General features: G+C 42.8%; 15 protein-coding genes. 2 read left to right on the plus strand and 13 right to left on the minus strand.

The genetic code is table 11. The features are described 5' to 3' along the window. Positions 1 to 35: 35 nt before the first annotated feature. The 6 genes from hcaD to hcaE form a co-directional block, all read right to left on the minus strand. Positions 36 to 1,262, minus strand: a complete 1,227-nt coding sequence (gene hcaD / locus FTT70_RS03725) for a 3-phenylpropionate/cinnamic acid dioxygenase ferredoxin--NAD(+) reductase subunit (protein ID WP_180168300.1) — start codon at positions 1,260 to 1,262, stop codon at positions 36 to 38. A gap of 4 nt (positions 1,263 to 1,266) precedes the next feature. Continuing rightward, the gene (locus tag FTT70_RS03730; RefSeq protein WP_180168301.1) at positions 1,267 to 2,232 is read right to left on the minus strand and encodes a 3-carboxyethylcatechol 2,3-dioxygenase; all 966 of its coding nucleotides are present in this window, start codon (positions 2,230 to 2,232) and stop codon (positions 1,267 to 1,269) included. 71 nt (positions 2,233 to 2,303) lie between these two features. Then, the gene (gene hcaB, locus FTT70_RS03735; RefSeq protein WP_004976058.1) at positions 2,304 to 3,119 is read right to left on the minus strand and encodes a 3-phenylpropionate-dihydrodiol/cinnamic acid-dihydrodiol dehydrogenase; all 816 of its coding nucleotides are present in this window, start codon (positions 3,117 to 3,119) and stop codon (positions 2,304 to 2,306) included. Between the two features lie 2 nt (positions 3,120 to 3,121). Next, on the minus strand, positions 3,122 to 3,448 hold the full coding sequence (gene hcaC / locus FTT70_RS03740) for a 3-phenylpropionate/cinnamic acid dioxygenase ferredoxin subunit (RefSeq protein WP_004976057.1): 327 nt from the start codon (positions 3,446 to 3,448) through the stop codon (positions 3,122 to 3,124). Beyond that, positions 3,448 to 3,966 (minus strand): 3-phenylpropionate/cinnamic acid dioxygenase subunit beta, encoded by a 519-nt coding sequence (gene hcaF, locus FTT70_RS03745; RefSeq protein WP_004976055.1) that lies wholly within the window; start codon positions 3,964 to 3,966, stop codon positions 3,448 to 3,450. Before hcaF ends, hcaC begins: the two co-directional genes overlap by 1 nt. Next, positions 3,963 to 5,330, minus strand: coding sequence for a 3-phenylpropionate/cinnamic acid dioxygenase subunit alpha (hcaE, locus tag FTT70_RS03750; RefSeq protein WP_004976053.1), 1,368 nt, complete (start codon positions 5,328 to 5,330; stop codon positions 3,963 to 3,965). The genes hcaF and hcaE overlap by 4 nt, the downstream gene beginning before the upstream one ends. A gap of 281 nt (positions 5,331 to 5,611) precedes the next feature. Here hcaE and hcaR point away from each other — a divergent pair, with 281 nt between their 5' ends. Both hcaR and FTT70_RS03760 read left to right on the plus strand, forming a co-directional pair. Beyond that, complete coding sequence (hcaR, locus tag FTT70_RS03755) at positions 5,612 to 6,514, plus strand: DNA-binding transcriptional regulator HcaR (protein WP_004976051.1); 903 nt, start codon at positions 5,612 to 5,614, stop codon at positions 6,512 to 6,514. Between the two features lie 331 nt (positions 6,515 to 6,845). Beyond that, on the plus strand, positions 6,846 to 7,523 hold the full coding sequence (locus tag FTT70_RS03760) for a DUF1345 domain-containing protein (RefSeq protein WP_096901303.1): 678 nt from the start codon (positions 6,846 to 6,848) through the stop codon (positions 7,521 to 7,523). Between the two features lie 65 nt (positions 7,524 to 7,588). Here the strand turns inward: FTT70_RS03760 and FTT70_RS03765 are convergent, their stop codons facing one another. The 7 genes from FTT70_RS03765 to FTT70_RS03795 all read right to left on the minus strand — a co-directional run bounded on the left by FTT70_RS03765 (position 7,589) and on the right by FTT70_RS03795 (position 15,640). After that, complete coding sequence (locus tag FTT70_RS03765; RefSeq protein ID WP_004976044.1) at positions 7,589 to 8,449, minus strand: alpha/beta fold hydrolase; 861 nt, start codon at positions 8,447 to 8,449, stop codon at positions 7,589 to 7,591. Positions 8,450 to 8,728: 279 nt separating this feature from the next. Then, entirely contained in the window at positions 8,729 to 10,048 is a 1,320-nt protein-coding gene (locus tag FTT70_RS03770; protein ID WP_179989465.1) for an OprD family outer membrane porin, read from the minus strand. A gap of 427 nt (positions 10,049 to 10,475) precedes the next feature. Then, positions 10,476 to 11,495, minus strand: coding sequence for a 4-hydroxy-2-oxovalerate aldolase (dmpG, locus tag FTT70_RS03775; RefSeq protein ID WP_096901305.1), 1,020 nt, complete (start codon positions 11,493 to 11,495; stop codon positions 10,476 to 10,478). Between the two features lie 11 nt (positions 11,496 to 11,506). Next, on the minus strand, positions 11,507 to 12,403 hold the full coding sequence (locus FTT70_RS03780) for an acetaldehyde dehydrogenase (acetylating) (RefSeq protein ID WP_004976037.1): 897 nt from the start codon (positions 12,401 to 12,403) through the stop codon (positions 11,507 to 11,509). Positions 12,404 to 12,428: 25 nt separating this feature from the next. Then, positions 12,429 to 13,226 (minus strand): 2-keto-4-pentenoate hydratase, encoded by a 798-nt coding sequence (locus FTT70_RS03785; RefSeq protein ID WP_004976036.1) that lies wholly within the window; start codon positions 13,224 to 13,226, stop codon positions 12,429 to 12,431. A 429-nt stretch (positions 13,227 to 13,655) separates the two neighbouring features. After that, positions 13,656 to 14,324, minus strand: coding sequence for an HAD-IA family hydrolase (locus tag FTT70_RS03790; protein WP_180168302.1), 669 nt, complete (start codon positions 14,322 to 14,324; stop codon positions 13,656 to 13,658). A 353-nt stretch (positions 14,325 to 14,677) separates the two neighbouring features. Next, entirely contained in the window at positions 14,678 to 15,640 is a 963-nt protein-coding gene (locus FTT70_RS03795; RefSeq protein WP_154321085.1) for an RluA family pseudouridine synthase, read from the minus strand. Positions 15,641 to 16,176: the final 536 nt, after the last annotated feature.

Genomic DNA, 16,176 nt, shown 5'->3' on the forward strand with positions numbered 1-16,176 from the left:
AAGTTGCCTCAGGTCTGTTTGATATCAGTTCAAGCTTACTTCACCAATTTACGAAGGTCTTGGCTCACATCTAAATATTTGTCTGCTTCAAAAGTAGCTTGCTTGGCAATCATCTTTTTCAAGTGACGCATATCTTTGGCTGAGTTGACGGTAATTCCGCCGACAATCACGCCATCGGTCACACCAAACAATACGAATGAAGACTCACTGCGTTTGGCAGCATCCATCTCACCACGCACATGCCATTCTGCTGCTGACATATCTCCTACAAACTGGTAGTTAATGTCGAGTTGATCAGTCCAGAACCAAGCAGGATTGGCTACAGGATGTTCCACGCCCATCACATGACGCGCGAAGATACCTGCTTGCAGGTTGGCATTTTCCCAAGTTTCTACACGACGATGGTTGCCACATTCACGCAGTTGTGATGCGACATCACCCGCGGCATAAATATCTGGGTTTGAAGTTTGACAGTTTTCATTCACATGCACCGCAAAGTCTGCATCTAAACCTGCTTCAACTGCCAATTGTGCGTTTGGAATAATGCCAATACCGTAAATCACCGCATCGGCACGTAGTTCTTCGCCACCTTCTAAGGTCACGACAATTTCTTCACCATCTAGCTTGCAGTCTGCAATTTGCGTAGACAGACGTACATCAACTCCTGCCAATAACTGCTGTTGCAGTAAAAACTCACTCAAGATGAGTGGTGATGAACGTCCCATCACCATTGGTCCCATTTCAATGACGGTTACCTGACAGTCTTTAAAGCGTGCTGAAGATGCCAACTCTAAACCAATCACACCACCACCAATTAAGATGATGCGATGACCCGCTTGTAATACAGGGACTAAGGCTTGCGAGTCTTCAAGATTACGCAACGTGTAAACGTGTTTACCTAAGGCATCAAAATTTGGCAAGCGACGTGCAGCACCGCCTGTGGCAAGTAACAACTTGTCGTAGGCAATAACCTCACCATTTTGCAATTCAACCGTATGTGCTTCGGCATTGATTTTGCTCACGCCATTGCCACGAATAGTGGTCACACCTAGTTCTGCCAATTTTTCTTCCGACAGAATCTCGATTTTGGTTTCTTCAGGACGCAAAATCACGTCTTTAGACAGCGGTGGACGCTCATAAGGCAAATGTGTTTCATCGCCAATTAAGATGATGTTGCCTGCATATTGATTGCCGCGCAGCTCAAGAATGGCGCTCGCCCCTGCCTGACCTGCACCCACAATCACAATTGTTTCTACACTCATGGGCTTAACCTTTTAACTCGGCAGATACGATGCCAAAGCCCGCAATCCACTCACTAATATCTTCATAGCAATGCGTGGTCATTTCATACGCACCCAGTTCATCTAACGCAGCAAAAGCAGCCATCCACGAACGGACTTCCTGACCACCACGACCACCATCACGACGAATTTCAGCTTCGGTCATGGCTTCCATAGCCACAAAGTCTGCCTGTTTGAATTTTTCAAGCAAGGCAATATCCCACTCAGGGCTGAGCGGCACAGCCACAGAGGTATCGCCTGCGGCAAGTTTCTGACCGACTGCAATCACTTTGGCCTGACGCGCATGACGTGCTTCAGGGTTCGGATTACGACCTGCAATTAAAAATTCTTCAACTTCTGGCGGTACTGAACCCATTTGTGGTGTTGGTGGATCGTGTGAAAGACCACCTGTACCCAAGACCAAAACGCGCTCATTTTCAAGATTCAACGACTTGATGAATTGACCCACAGCACGACCTAAAGCAATAGTACGCTTGGTGGTTGGCATCGGTGCTGCAGCGCCATTAATAAATACGGGAATGGTTGGATAACGATCTAGCTGCCCCTCACACAAAAAGTGTAATGGCTGAGTCACCCCATGGTCGGCCTGCATACGATACGAATATGCAACATCTACACCTTCATCCAACACACGGCGCACCATCGCCAAGGCTTTGTCTTCAGGCACATCAATACGGTTGTTGTCTTTGCCGTAGTCCCAGTCACCCGCAGCCGTAGCACGAATACCGACACAGAAACTTGGCATCAAATCGTAAAAGAAACCGTTGAAATGGTCTGGACCAAAGGTAATGATCAGGGTTGGATCGTATGCTTTGACTTCGGCAGAAAGTTGCTCAAAGGCAGCACGAACTTTTTGTTCTTTAGATTGATCTTGCGGTGTTGCAAATTCCATTAAAGGACTGTGCGATGCACAAATGAGTTTAACGGCCATGAAAGACTCCTAAATAAGGAAGGCAGCCCAGAGAAAGGCTGCCGATTCGTCTATTGAATTTAGACTCAATTTTATTCGTCAAAAAAACCTGCACGTGGTTGACGCAAACCACGAATACCCAAACCACATTCTGCATTGATCAGAACGCCAGTCAGCGCACGGTTATTTTGACGCGATGCCAAGAGCACATACGAACCAGTCATGTCTTCTGGCTCAGGCAAGAAATTCAGCGGCATACCGCGTGCAATTTTTTCAGGATCACGTGCATCGAGTAAGCCTAGGTTTTCCTGACCTAAAGATGCTGCGCCCTTAATATTGACATTCATCGCTGAAGGCGCAACAGCATTGACACGTACTTTAGGTGCCAATTCATAAGCCAACTCTTTCATGATGCCAACACCTGCATGTTTAGATGCAGTGTAAACAGGACCACCGCCTGAAGAATACAGCGCAGAATTGGATAAGGTTAAGATGATAGAACCTTCAGATTTCACCAACTCATCCAGTGCTGCTTTTGCCCCCAAGATTAACGCCTTGGTATTGATGCCCATGATTTCATCAAAGGCTTTTTCAAGCTGCTCACCAGAAGTATTGACGATATCTGCGTAGTGATCCCAAATCCCTGCATTGCCAATAAAGCAATCCAGCTTTCCAAAACGCTCCACAGTGGCCTGCACAGCACGGACATTGTCTGCATAGTTGGCAACATCACCAGCGACTGCCACGATTTGATCACCAAAACGTTCTTTTAAGGCATCGACTTTAGATTGTGAGCGCTGTAACACGCCCACATGCGCACCTTCTTCAAGAAAGCGCTCGACCAAAGCCCAACCTAAACCAGAACCGCCACCTGTAATCAGTGCCACTTCGCCTTTTAGCCAACCCATGCTTACTCTCCTGCCATTTCTACATATAACGCGCCGTCTTCAACCACCACAGGGAAAGTTTGAATCGGGTCGGTGGCTGGCAAGCATAATGCTTGACCAGTCTTTAAACAGAAACGTGCAGAATGCAGTGGGCATTCAACTGTGCCATCATCTTCAAGATAACCTTCAGACATTGAGGCATTGCCGTGTGAACAACGGTCATTCATGGCAAAGAACTCACCACCGTTGTTGAATACTGCCAGTGCTTCAATACCGTTCACACCGCAATCCACTTTTAACGCTTCGCCTTCGTCTAATTCGTCAACTTGGCAAACAAAGATTTTATTCATTAGAAGAATACACTCAGGTTGTGTGAGTTATAGGTTACTTGGTCAAGTACAATCTTACGGTTGAAGATCTGGAAGCCTAAGCCACCTTCAACACGACGGATTTTGTCATGGCGCTTACCACAGTAAATAGTCACGTCTTTCTCTTTTTGAGTACGGTACAACAAGTAAGTCACGTGTACGTCGTATTCGCCTGCTACCTCTGTCGCTTCAACAATCACGTTGCTGACCATGTGCGTTGTACGTGACGGAGGTTCTTCAGCCCACGCCATACCAGTTTCCAGACGTGCAACACGGCGCTCAAGCAAGTGTTTGTTGTCGTTGAACACCCACGTTGTTGGCGGTTCAACTGAACGACGACGGTCACGAGTTTGTGCATTTGGTGTAGTACGCAAGGTATAAGAAATGTCTTCTGCCATGAGGTCTAACCACTCACGGAATTTCCAGTCGTCCAGCAATTTTGCTTCGCGATACAAGAATTGGCTCACTTCATGTTGAAGTTCTAAACTGATTTGACTCATTTCATTAGCTCCTTCTCGTATTCGTCAGCTGCTTTTTCAACGTCTTCCCATTTTTCATGGATCAGCAAGTCTGCCCAACGGCGGTACATACCACGTGCTGCAGTTTCAGAGAAAATGTAGTTGGTGATTCCTGGAATACCATCTTCACGTACTTTTTCGTTGCCTTTACCCATTTCTACAATGAGCTTGTTTTGACGTGCTTTATAGCCGCGCAATACTTTTTGAATTTCAATCCAGTTCTCAGAGTCATCTTGCTCTAAGAAACCTGCAGGACCGAAAGCACGTGTTGCAGAACGCTCAAATGCTTCTTTCACGTCTTGAGGTGCTTCAGCATCGGCAATACAGAATGCCCATACTTCAGTTTTATTTGGACCACGTGGATGCCATACGCGCAGTGTTGCAGTACCGTTCAACCAAGACAGTGTTGGGAACATGGTGTTGTGACCTGCAAGACGTAAGGCACGTACTTCGCCTAAACGCTCTTTCACTTCTTCGTAAGTTTCACGGAAGTAGTTGGCAACTTCACCATCAACCCAAACGTTTGCATCTGGTTTTTCTGTAAAGAAGAAACCTGAACCATGACCACGTGAACCATACTGAATCGCATCTTTGGCAGTTTCCCAAACAGGACGAGCTGTTTGCGCTGCACCTAATTGTTTGCTGCTGTCATCATCTGGTTTTGCACCAAGTACCTGAATCGCAGAGGCGTGTGAGAACAAAGCGTGATATTGGTCAGAAGCAAACTGTTCTGCAGCAAATTTCCAGTTACAGTCAATTTCCCACTTGTGTACACCACCAATAATTTCAGTACCACCCGGACGACGGTCAATCACGCCATCTAAGTACCAAGCGATGTCGCCCATGTATTCTTCTAGATCTGGAGTAGTTTCATCCCAGCAACCAAAGATCAAGCCTTTGTAAGACTTCACACGGTTCACTTCCACCAAGCCCCATTGCTCTTTACAAGCACCTTGTGGATACGCACGTTCTTCTAAAGGAATATCTTTGAGTGAACCATCAATACCGTAAGACCAACCGTGATATGGGCAAGTAAATGCACGGGTATTACCACAGTCTGCAAAGCTCACACGCATAGAACGGTGACGGCACTGGTTTAAAAATGCTTTGATTGAACCGTCTTTTTGACGTGCCACAATAATTGGATCTTCACCCATGTAGGTGTTGAAGAAGTCGCCAGCTTTAGGAATTTGGCTTTCATGACACAGGAACAACCACGTACGGCCGAACACACGTTCAAGTTCTAATTCGTAGATATCTGGATCTGTATAAATAGATGGAGTGATACGTCCATTTTGTGCATCGACCAAAGCGTCGATTTCGCGCACATCAATTTTTCCACTCATGAAAAGCTCTCCTGTGACCAACAACGGCACAAAGTAAATAGACTCAACTTCTGATGGATAATGGTTTTTTAGGGACGTTTAGTGAAATATTTTTTTTGTTTCAATTAATAGTTTTTATAGATTAATCCAACATTATATTTTGCATTTAAATCGTTGCATAATGATGAAACCCTATTTACTTCGCGAATGACACAATAATTCTCACCGAATAGTTGTTTATAGATCATTCTTTTATTAATCTATAATTAGACATATTTTGAATTAATCTTTGGAATGGTTGTATGGAATTACGTCACCTTCGCTACTTCATTACCGTTGCTGAAGAACTCAACTTCAGTAAAGCCGCACTTAAACTTTATACGGCGCAACCTTCGCTGAGTCAGCAAATTAAAGATTTAGAAGAAGATGTCGGCGTTAAGCTACTCAACCGTACCAAACGTAAAGTCGAGCTAACCGAAGAAGGTGCTGTATTTTTAGAACAGGCGCGTCTGACTTTGGCGCAAGCCGACAAAGCGGTTGCCATGGCACGTCAGGTGTCACAAGCCAAACAGAAAATGCTGCGTATTGGCTTTGTTCCTGTGGCAGAAATGAAAATTTTCCCTTTTGTACTGCCTAATTTACGAGTACAAAACCCAGAATTAAAAATTGAATTGCTAAGTTTGAACAACACTGAGCAAATGAAAATGATTAAAAAAGGTGAACTCGATATCACCTTTACCCGCCACAATATCAACAGTGATGAAATTGAGAGCCAGTTTGTACTGCGTGAACCGTTAATTTTTATTTTGCCCAAAGATCATCCGTTAGCAAAATACGAACGCATTCCTGTCAAAGCATTGAATGGTATTGATTTTATTATTCCTTCGGCAGAAGCTTCGTATAATCTGCATCACCTGATTGTCGATTTTGCCAAACAGCACAACATTGAACTAAACATTGTGCAAAAAGCTGACAACATTTTATTTAATATCAACTCGATTGGTATGGGCTTGGGTTGCACCATTTTACCGGGCTATGTTGCTCCGCTAACCATGGAAAATACCGTCATCCGCCCACTTGATGTAGAACTTCCGCATTTAGATTTGTACGTCAGCTACGGCAAAAACAGCCATTCCGCTGCGGTACAGAAATTTATGGAACTGCTCACACGTGTGTTCTATTTGGACATCAACCGCGAACAATAATTCTAAAACCACTCGCGTTTTTCAACCTTTCAAAAGTGCTTGCTGCTTGATGTAGTAAGCACTTTTTTTGTGCATCCTAAATGCTAAAACAAAGCTTTAGACTTAAGTCTAAACTTATTTTTTTAATCTTTTTCTGAACTACTGCTCATTCTTACACTCAAACATTCGCATTTTTGCAGTCTGCTTTTTCCTCGCTTCGCTACCACATTTCCTGCAAATTACAACTTAAGTCTAATAAGTTAAAATAGGCACCCCATCGCTATTTTCTAAAATTAAGCCGATGATAACAGGCAGTAACACCTTTAGATTGCACATCCAGAAAGGATCAAGAATGATAAAAACACCCTTCAGCAGAATGAAAACAGGGATTCAATATCGTCCTTATTTTTTTATCAGTTTTGTGATTACCATTGTGCTGTATGCTATTTTTCAGACCCTCACTGCATGGTCATGGTCAAGCTGTTTATTGATTAGCTGGAATATCGCGATTTCCTGCTATTTGGTTTTAACCATGCGCAGTTTGTGGCACAGCGATCATGCACATATTTTACAACGTGCCCAACAACAAGATGCCAGCAAATGGCTGATTTTATTCTTGGTATTTCTAACCTTAGTGATGTGCTTTATTGCGATCATTGTCGAGGTGAATTTATTTGCACAAAGTGAGTTTGTGCGCATGGGACATTTTATTTTATCCATTACCACTATTTTATGTGCTTGGTTTTTTATGCACACCATTTTTGCGATTCACTATGCGCATGACTATTATTTGGCACTGCAACAGCAGCAAGAAGGTGGTTTGGATTTTCCCAAGACGTCGCATCCAACCTATCCTGACTTTTTATATTTCAGCTATGTGATTGGTACATCTGCACAAACCGCCGATGTCTCGATTAGCTCACAACCCATGCGGGTACTGAACACGCTACATATTATTTTGGCTTATAGCTTTAATACCACTATTTTGGCAATTTGCATTAACTTGGTCGCGAGCTTTATTCAGCACTAAATTGGGTACATAAAACATCCATAAAAAAGGATGGCAAATTGCCATCCTTTTTTACCTCACTGCGCTTAATTTACGCCACGTGCAGTTAAGTAGTTTTTAATCACAGTGTTAAATTCTTCCGCTTTTTCAACCTGTGACCAGTGACCACATTGGCTGAAAATGTGTGCATCGGCATGTGGCACAATATTTAAAATATCCCATGTACGCGATACTGGAATCACCACATCTTGCGTACCGTGAATCAGCAATACAGGCACAGTGATGTCTTTCATTTTGTCAAAGTCGAGTGGGAACTCGAAACGGTCACGGTCACGCGCGCCCACAACATCCATTAAACGGTCTGAAGCATAGTCATTTTTTGCAGAAGCAAAACGGACTTTGACCAACTCATCTGTAATCAAGTCTTTATTTACCACGAACATTGAAAGCGTCTTTTTAATGCCTTCTTCAGTCAATACAGGATTTGCATGCGCTTTGAGGGCTGCAGTCTGTTTTGCACCGCCTGTACCCATTGAGATAATACCAAGAACACGCTCTGGGTAATCCAATGCCAACTGGAATGCCAACCAGCCACCCAACGAGTTACCCACCAACCAAGTTTTTTCAATGCCCAATGCATCTAAAGTACGTACAGCATGATCTACCCATGCACGGATGCCATATTGTGTGCCCGGTGCAACCACAGTTTGACCATAGCCGATGGTATCAATGGCGATACAACGTGCTTGCTCACCAATTTGTGGCAAGTTTAACCACCAGTTTGCAGCAGCCGATACGCCTGTACCTGAACCGTGTAAAAATAGAATAGGTGTACCTTCACCCACTTCATGATAATGCGTTAATTCGCCTTCTGCTGTTTCAATCCATTTATCTTCTAAGCCAAAGAATGGATCTGTTGTATAGTCAGGGATTTGAACAGTGCTCATATATACTCCTCGTACAGTCTTTAGCTTGCGTTTGGCTCTAGGTATAGAATTTGACGTCAAGTGGACTCATTCAACATTACTTTTTACAGGCTTATATTACCTGTTCACACAGCATCAACTGATACAAATTTACGATCACAACCCATAAAAAAACGATTAAACAACTCTTTGAATTTTATAACTTTAATAAAATAAAAGTCTTAATTTATATAAGGTATTTATTCAGTAAATATTAAAAAAAGAGCGACTATAAAAAGCCGCTCTGATTTTTATCTAGCTTTAGAATTTATAAGTGTAAGTCGTGGCGATACGGTGTTCTTCTAAGTCATTCGCAAAGTTAAAGTTGGTATCGATGAACATGTACTGAAAACCAAGTCCTTTAAGTTTACCTTCAGGCACAACATAATTTACGATTACATTCGTTTCGTTTTCTTTACCCTCTTTAAGCGACTGACCAGCATTGTTGGTTAACTTATGGTAAGTACCATCTATATTATCACCGCGAAAATGACGTACTGTCGCTGTTAAACCAGATACACCCACATCGGCAAAATTATAGGTATAACCCAAACTCCAAGAACGCTCATCTTTACGAATGAAGCTCGCCACAGACCAGTTGTCTAAGTAAGGCTGCGGCACCCACCCGCCCAAGGTCGGGAACATTGGGGCTTTTGTACCGTGCTCACCAAACATTTGTTGATAACCTAACTGTACAGTGTGCATCCCATTGTTGATTTTTGCACCCGCAGACACGGCCTGGCTGTCAATATTGCCATACAGCTTGTCACCCGATTCGCTGTTGTCAAAATAGCGTACATGGGTATCCAGCTTAGTTTTTTCAGCCAAAGTCGTTTTATAGTTTGCAGCGACATAATGTTGTTGATAGATGTTGGTTACATCCGCATACCAATAACTTCCACCTACTTTAGGGGTAAATTGATGATCTACTCCCACAAGATACATGCCATCGTCTGTGCTTAATTTATTCGCTTCAGCAGCAGAAAAATTATTTTGAGGGAACAACGTAAAATCTTGGTATTGGTTATCATAACGTGCATTAATACCATCTAAATAAGCCAAAGTTAATTTAGTATCTTTTAAATCCTTTGATTCTAACCATGCACCGCTATAAGTCGTTAACAATTGACGCGATGGGTCAAAAAACACCACAGGTGACATTGGTAATAAGTCACCTACTTTTAATTCAGTTTCAGAAAATTTAACTTTTAGAGTTGCACCAACTTTTGCATTATCACGCTCAGTACGCTTCTCGGTATAGTTAAAAGGCATGTGAATATCATTCACTTCACCACGTGATTTTAAACCTATCGCATATTGAGCTAATAAATCTGCACCGACTTGAATGCCTGCACCAATATCTTGATAGCCAGATTTGGCATCTAAAGTTACAGCTTGAGTCCAGTTTCCATAACCCGGAGTAACTGAGCGTCCTGCTTCATGAGCATATTCACGATCTAAATAAAAATTCTTAAATTTAAGTTGAATATTGCTGTCGTCAATAAAATCTGCCTGAGTTGCAGTTGTCCCTAAAGTTGCTGTCGCAGCAAAAAGTACTATCCATAAATTGTGACGATGCATGCGTTTTTCCTATTCATCCAATAAGCGAATCTGGGCATCATGCAAAACTCTTGTCATGAAAAAAATCCGACCACAGTATTAAGCTTTTCTACAAATTCAGCACTTTCTGTATCGAGCAGCTTTTTTCCAAGTTTTTTAATTCTTTTTAACGATAAAAAATTAAGCTCAAAATCCTCACTAAATGAATTTTTATTTGAATTCACTGCTTAATTTAGGTGAAAAACGCTGTTATTTTTTGCATCATGTGAAGGATTAATCTTTTTTAACTTTAAACCCATGTGTTAGCGTTATTTTCTATAAACCTAACTTATAAGAAAAACATTTTAATTAGCACAAAATTCAGCACGTTTTACATCTTTCACAGCATAAAAAAAGCACCCCAAACGCATTTGGAGTGCTTAATTCAAGCCTGCTTTATATTAAAAACTTAGGCTTGCATTTCACGTGCTTTAGACATAGTCAATGCCAAGTCTTCAATCATATCTTCCTGACCGCCCACCGTACCGCGACGACCAAGCTCAAGTAGAATTTCACGCGCAGATACTCCATATTTTGCTTCGGCACGTTTTGCGAACAATAGGAACGATGAGTAAACACCTGCATAACCTAAAGTTGCTGCATCACGGTCTGCACGAATTTGATGCGTCATCATTGGAATGATCAAGTCTTCAGCAATATCCTGCACTTTAAACAAGTCCACACCTGTTTCCATTTGCATACGGTTTGCGACCGCTACAAACAATTCAAGTGGTGTATTACCTGCGCCTGCACCTAAACCAGCCGAAGCCAAGTCAACACGGGTTGCACCTGCGGTCACAGCCGATACAGAGTTCGCAACGCCCATGCCCAAGTTATGGTGACCATGGAAACCAATTTCGATGTCTGAGGCGAGGTTGGCACGTAAAATACCTACGCGATCAGTCACATCTTGAGGCAACATATAGCCTGCAGAATCTGTTACATAGATACAGTTTGCACCGTAAGACACCATTTTTTGTGCTTCTTCGAGCAATTTTTCAGGAGAAGCCATGTGCGCCATCATCAAGAAGCCCACAGTGTCCATACCCAGTTTACGTGCTGCAGTAATGTGCTGTTCAGAAACGTCTGCTTCAGTCGAATGTGTCGCCACACGAATGGTTGCCACGCCTACATCATGCGCCATTTTCAGATGATCAACTGTTCCAATACCTGGCAGTAATAGTGCAGAAACTTTTGCCTGTTTCAGGTTTGGAATCACTGCTTTCAGATATTCTTCATCAGTAGCGGCTGCAAAACCATAGTTCACAGAGTTACCACCTAAGCCATCACCGTGTGTGACTTCAATTAAAGGCACACCTGCATCATCCAAAGCAGTGGCAATCGCAACCATTTGCTCTGGCGTGGTTTGATGGCGCATTGGGTGCATACCATCACGTAAAGTCATATCATTAATAATAATCTTAGACATTTTGGTATTCCTTAAGCTTCAGCAGTTTTGAAAACGTGTTCTGCAAACATTTCTGCAGTACGTGCAGCCGCTGCAGTCATAATGTCTAGGTTACCTGCATATTTAGGCAAGTAATCACCCAAACCTTCAACTTCCAAGAAAATTGAAACACGGTTGCCATCAAAAACAGGGCCGTTTACAAGTTTGTAACCCGGTACATATTTTTGCACTTCTTTGATCATGGCATGCACAGATGCTGTAATCGCTGCCTGATCTGGCTCACCTTCCACCAAGCAGTGAACGGTATCACGCATCATTAATGGTGGCTCAGCTGGGTTAATGATGATGATGGCTTTACCTTGTTTTGCACCGCCAACTTCTTCAATCGCGCCTGCAGTTGTACGGGTAAATTCATCAATGTTTTTACGTGTACCCGGCCCCACAGATTTAGTTGATACCGTTGCAATAATTTCACCGTATTCCACAGGTTGAACGCGAGAAACTGCAGCCACCATAGGAATTGTTGCCTGACCACCACAAGTCACCATGTTGACGTTTGGCACTTCGCCCGCTTCAAGCAATGCTTCAAGGTTCACTGGCGGTACGCAGAATGGGCCAATTGCCGCAGGCGTTAAGTCAATCATCAACACGCCAAGCTCATTCAGTTTGCGGCTATTTTCTGCATGCACATAAGCAGAAGTTGCATCAAAAGCAATTTTAATGTCATCTTCAAGTACGTGAGGAAGAAGACCATCTACACCGTCACTTGTGGTTTTTAAACCCATTTTTGCCGCACGAGCTAGACCTTCAGATGTTGGGTCAATTCCCACCATCCACACAGGCTCTAACCATTCACTGCGTTGTAATTTATAAAGCAAATCTGTACCAATATTACCTGGACCAATCATTGCACATTTAATCTTTTTCATGCATGTACTCTCTTAGAATCTCGATTTATTCCGCAGCAAACGCAGCTGTCACTGAACCAAAGCCTTCAATTTCGACTTTAAATTCTTCACCTGGCTGTGCAACAACCATAGGACCTAAAGCACCAGTTAAGATGATGTCGCCTTTTAACAATGGACGACCACGGCGCACCATTTCATCGGCTAACCACACTGCAGCGTTTAATGGATTTGCTAAACAAGCTTTACCCACGCCTTGAGAAACTACTTCTTCACCACGGGTCATCACCATTTTGCAGTTCACCAAATCCAGATTTTCTAGCTTGACTGGTTTTGAACCTAGAACGAATGCAGCAGAAGATGCGTTATCGGCCACGGTATCAATCAAACTAATTTTCCAGTTTTCAATACGGCTATCGACCACTTCAATGGCAGGCAAGGCATATTCAGTCGCGCTGATAATATCCGCATACGTGTGTTTTTCTTTGGTTAGATCTTGGTTAATCACCAATGCAATTTCTGCTTCTACTTTTGGCTGAATCAGCAAACCCGCAGGAATCGCTTCACCATCACCATAAGCCATATCGGCAAACAACATGCCAAAGTCAGGCTGATCTACACCCAGTTGTGCTTGAACCACTTTAGAGGTCAAACCAATTTTACGCCCCACCAAACGACGACCTTCTTTTAAGGCACGTTCGGTATTCACTTCTTGAACGGCATAGGCAATATCTACGTCAGCACTTTCACCACCAAGTTCTGGGCGGATTGGCGCAATCGCAGTTTGAGAGAGTTCGGCAGTACGTAATGCTTGCGCAACTGATTCAACAACAGCAGAATTCGACATCAATGTTTCCTTAAACTGCAAAAATTGGGCATATACCCCGAGATGTTGGAAAGGTAATAATAGAAAATAGGGATGATGACCCCGATCTTGTCCATTCTCAGGACAAGCTATCCAGCTCAGAGGTATGTAAACTGATTAAGAATCGGAAAAATGGCGGGTTTATGCCAATACTTATTTTCTTTTTTTCAATAGCTATTAGCTATTAATCTATTTTTATAAAAAGCAAGCAAAACAGTTGTCTGTAGGCTATGACATTATTTTCCGAGTCATTGACTCGGCAATTCGCAGCAATCTTAAAATGTCTTAATCCTAACTTTAGACTAAAAGCTAAGCCTTTTTATGACGCTCCCAAAAGTACATAAAAAAAGAGCAACCTGAAATTTTTCAAGTTACTCTAATTTCAAATTCATCTAAATTGTTTTACTGGGTTTAACTCGCCTGACGTAAACGATATTGCTGCACTAAAAAATCATGCAAACTCGGCACATCATCTGCAATGGTTAAAGGCTGATAACGTTGCAACACCTCTACACTATGCACGCCATAACTCACGCCTACACGCGGCATAGCAATATTTTGTGCCATTTCTAAATCGTAAGAAGTGTCACCCACCATAATCGCTTGCCCGACCTGCACCTCGGTACTGCTCAAAATTTCCTGCAGCATTAAAGGATCAGGTTTAGATTTGGTTTCACTTGCAGCACGTGTCGCCACAAACAAATCCTGACTTTGGGTTTGCGCCAACACTCGGTCTAAACCTTTACGGCTTTTGCCTGTTGCCACTGCCAATTTCAGTCCCAAACCTGACAACTCATCGAGCATATCTGCCACACCCTCAAACCAAGCATCGGTTTTTGAGTGTTCGACATAGTGTTCTGAATAGCACTGCAAAATCGCTTGATGCAGCTCTGGAACTTCAGGAAATAAACGCTGTGCCACTTCAGGCAAACCCAAACCAATAATACTTTTAGCCGCAGCATCGGTCAGGGGTTGCTGAAATTGTTGTGCTGCGAACTGCAAACTCGCCACAATTTGACCGACGGAATTAAATAAGGTGCCATCCCAATCAAAAATGATGAGTTCTACAGGTTTGTTCATATTAGATTCCTAGATTTGATTCGGCTTTTAAATTCCCTCGCTTTACCTTAACTCAAAAGGATAAACGACCAAGAATCAGCACATATATCACAACAAATATTCGATACGCGAAGGGCGACATGGATGTCGCCGTTTCGCTGTGGCACAGAGATGTTCCATCAGCGAAACAAAAGTTTTTTGTTACTTTTCATCTTTGAAAAGTAAGGCATAGCCTATACACCAAAAATTTAAATTAAAAACTTTAAAATGTGGCAGTGAATTACCCCTGAAAACCTCATCTCCTTTTTGCGAAACAATGTTCCTCATCTTTAAAAAGAAGCAAGCTGCTATCGCACAACAGAGAGTTACAAAAATTAAAACTCAGGTGGCGCCGTCGGCTTATCCGCCTTTTGCGCTCTCAACTGCGCCACCAAACTCTGCATATCTTCAGGTAAAGGCGCTTCAATCACAGGATAGCCTGGAATTTCCAAACGCATGGCATGTAAGCACAAACGACGTGGCGCAGGACCCCGATATTCAGTTTGATGACCATATTTATCATCACCCACCAACGGATGCCCAATGCTTAAACCATGCACACGAATTTGATGGGTACGTCCTGACAACGGCGAAGCATATACCAAGCTTGCATGCATAAAACGCTCAGCCACATTCCACTGGGTTTTAGACTCTTTACCTTCTTTAGATACACGTACACGACGTTCGCCATTCGCCAATTCATAACGATGCAACGGCGCATCAATCAATTGTTGATCCAAACTCACCTGCCCTTTGACAATCGCAGCATAAGTTTTTTGGATTTTATGTTCGCGCAATAAATCTTGCAGGGTTTTTAAGGTACTGCGTTTTTTGGAAATCATCACCAAGCCTGAAGTATCACGGTCAATACGGTGAATCAATTCCAAATATTTTTTACCTGTCGCAGCACGTAAGCCTTCAATCAACCCGTAGGCAACGCCACTGCCGCCATGGACTGCAATGCCCGAAGGTTTATTCACCACCATCAAGCCTTCATCTTCATAAACCACACGGCTCAATAAACCCTGTGCCACCTTGTCTGAAATTGGAGCAGCACTGTCGTCTTTTTGTTCATAGCGAATCGGCGCCACACGAATTTGATCGCCAATATTCAGTTTGGTTTCTGCTTTAATGCGCTTTTTATTGACCCGCACCTGCCCTTCACGAATCAAACGATAGATGCGACTTTTAGGCACCCCTTTTAAACGACTAAACAAAAAATTATCGATGCGTTGACCCGCTTGATGCTCATCCACTTCAAACCAAGTGACACTTTGCCATTGTTGGGTAGAATTCATACAGTTAAGAGACCTAATAAAATACTAAAATTGATTAAAAACTGATCATTTAGGCTATGCTTTACACAAGAAACATAAGCTTAGCCCATAGGCAGATGATGCAAGGTTTGATATAGTCAGCGCACGGAAACCATCGTCAGTGGGTTCACGTTGAATCTTTTCAGGTTTTTCTGAAATAGAGCAATCAACCAACATCCCACTACATACGAGCAGGTCCCAAAAGAATTATGCCGACGCCGAAGGCTTATTATATCGGCAAAAAAGCAAACTGTTGCGTTTAATTGTACCTCAGGTACATAAATCAGTTTGCCTGAAAAAATATGTCGCCAACTCTAGTTGGTTTTTAAACGTAAACTGATACACATCAGATTAGTCGCACCCTGAAAACCACTTCAGGCTAAAGCGTTTGATGTATTGGATCTGCACAATTTGTAAAGATACGACGATAATTCCGTATCAAGACACTCTATCTATGAAAGAAGAGATGATCTTCGAGCAATGTGACAGTGAAAGTTACACACATCCAATACACCGCT

The sequence above is a fragment of the Acinetobacter sp. YH01003 genome, assembly GCF_013420525.1.
In the GTDB taxonomy this organism is placed as follows: Bacteria; Pseudomonadota; Gammaproteobacteria; order Pseudomonadales; family Moraxellaceae; genus Acinetobacter; species Acinetobacter towneri.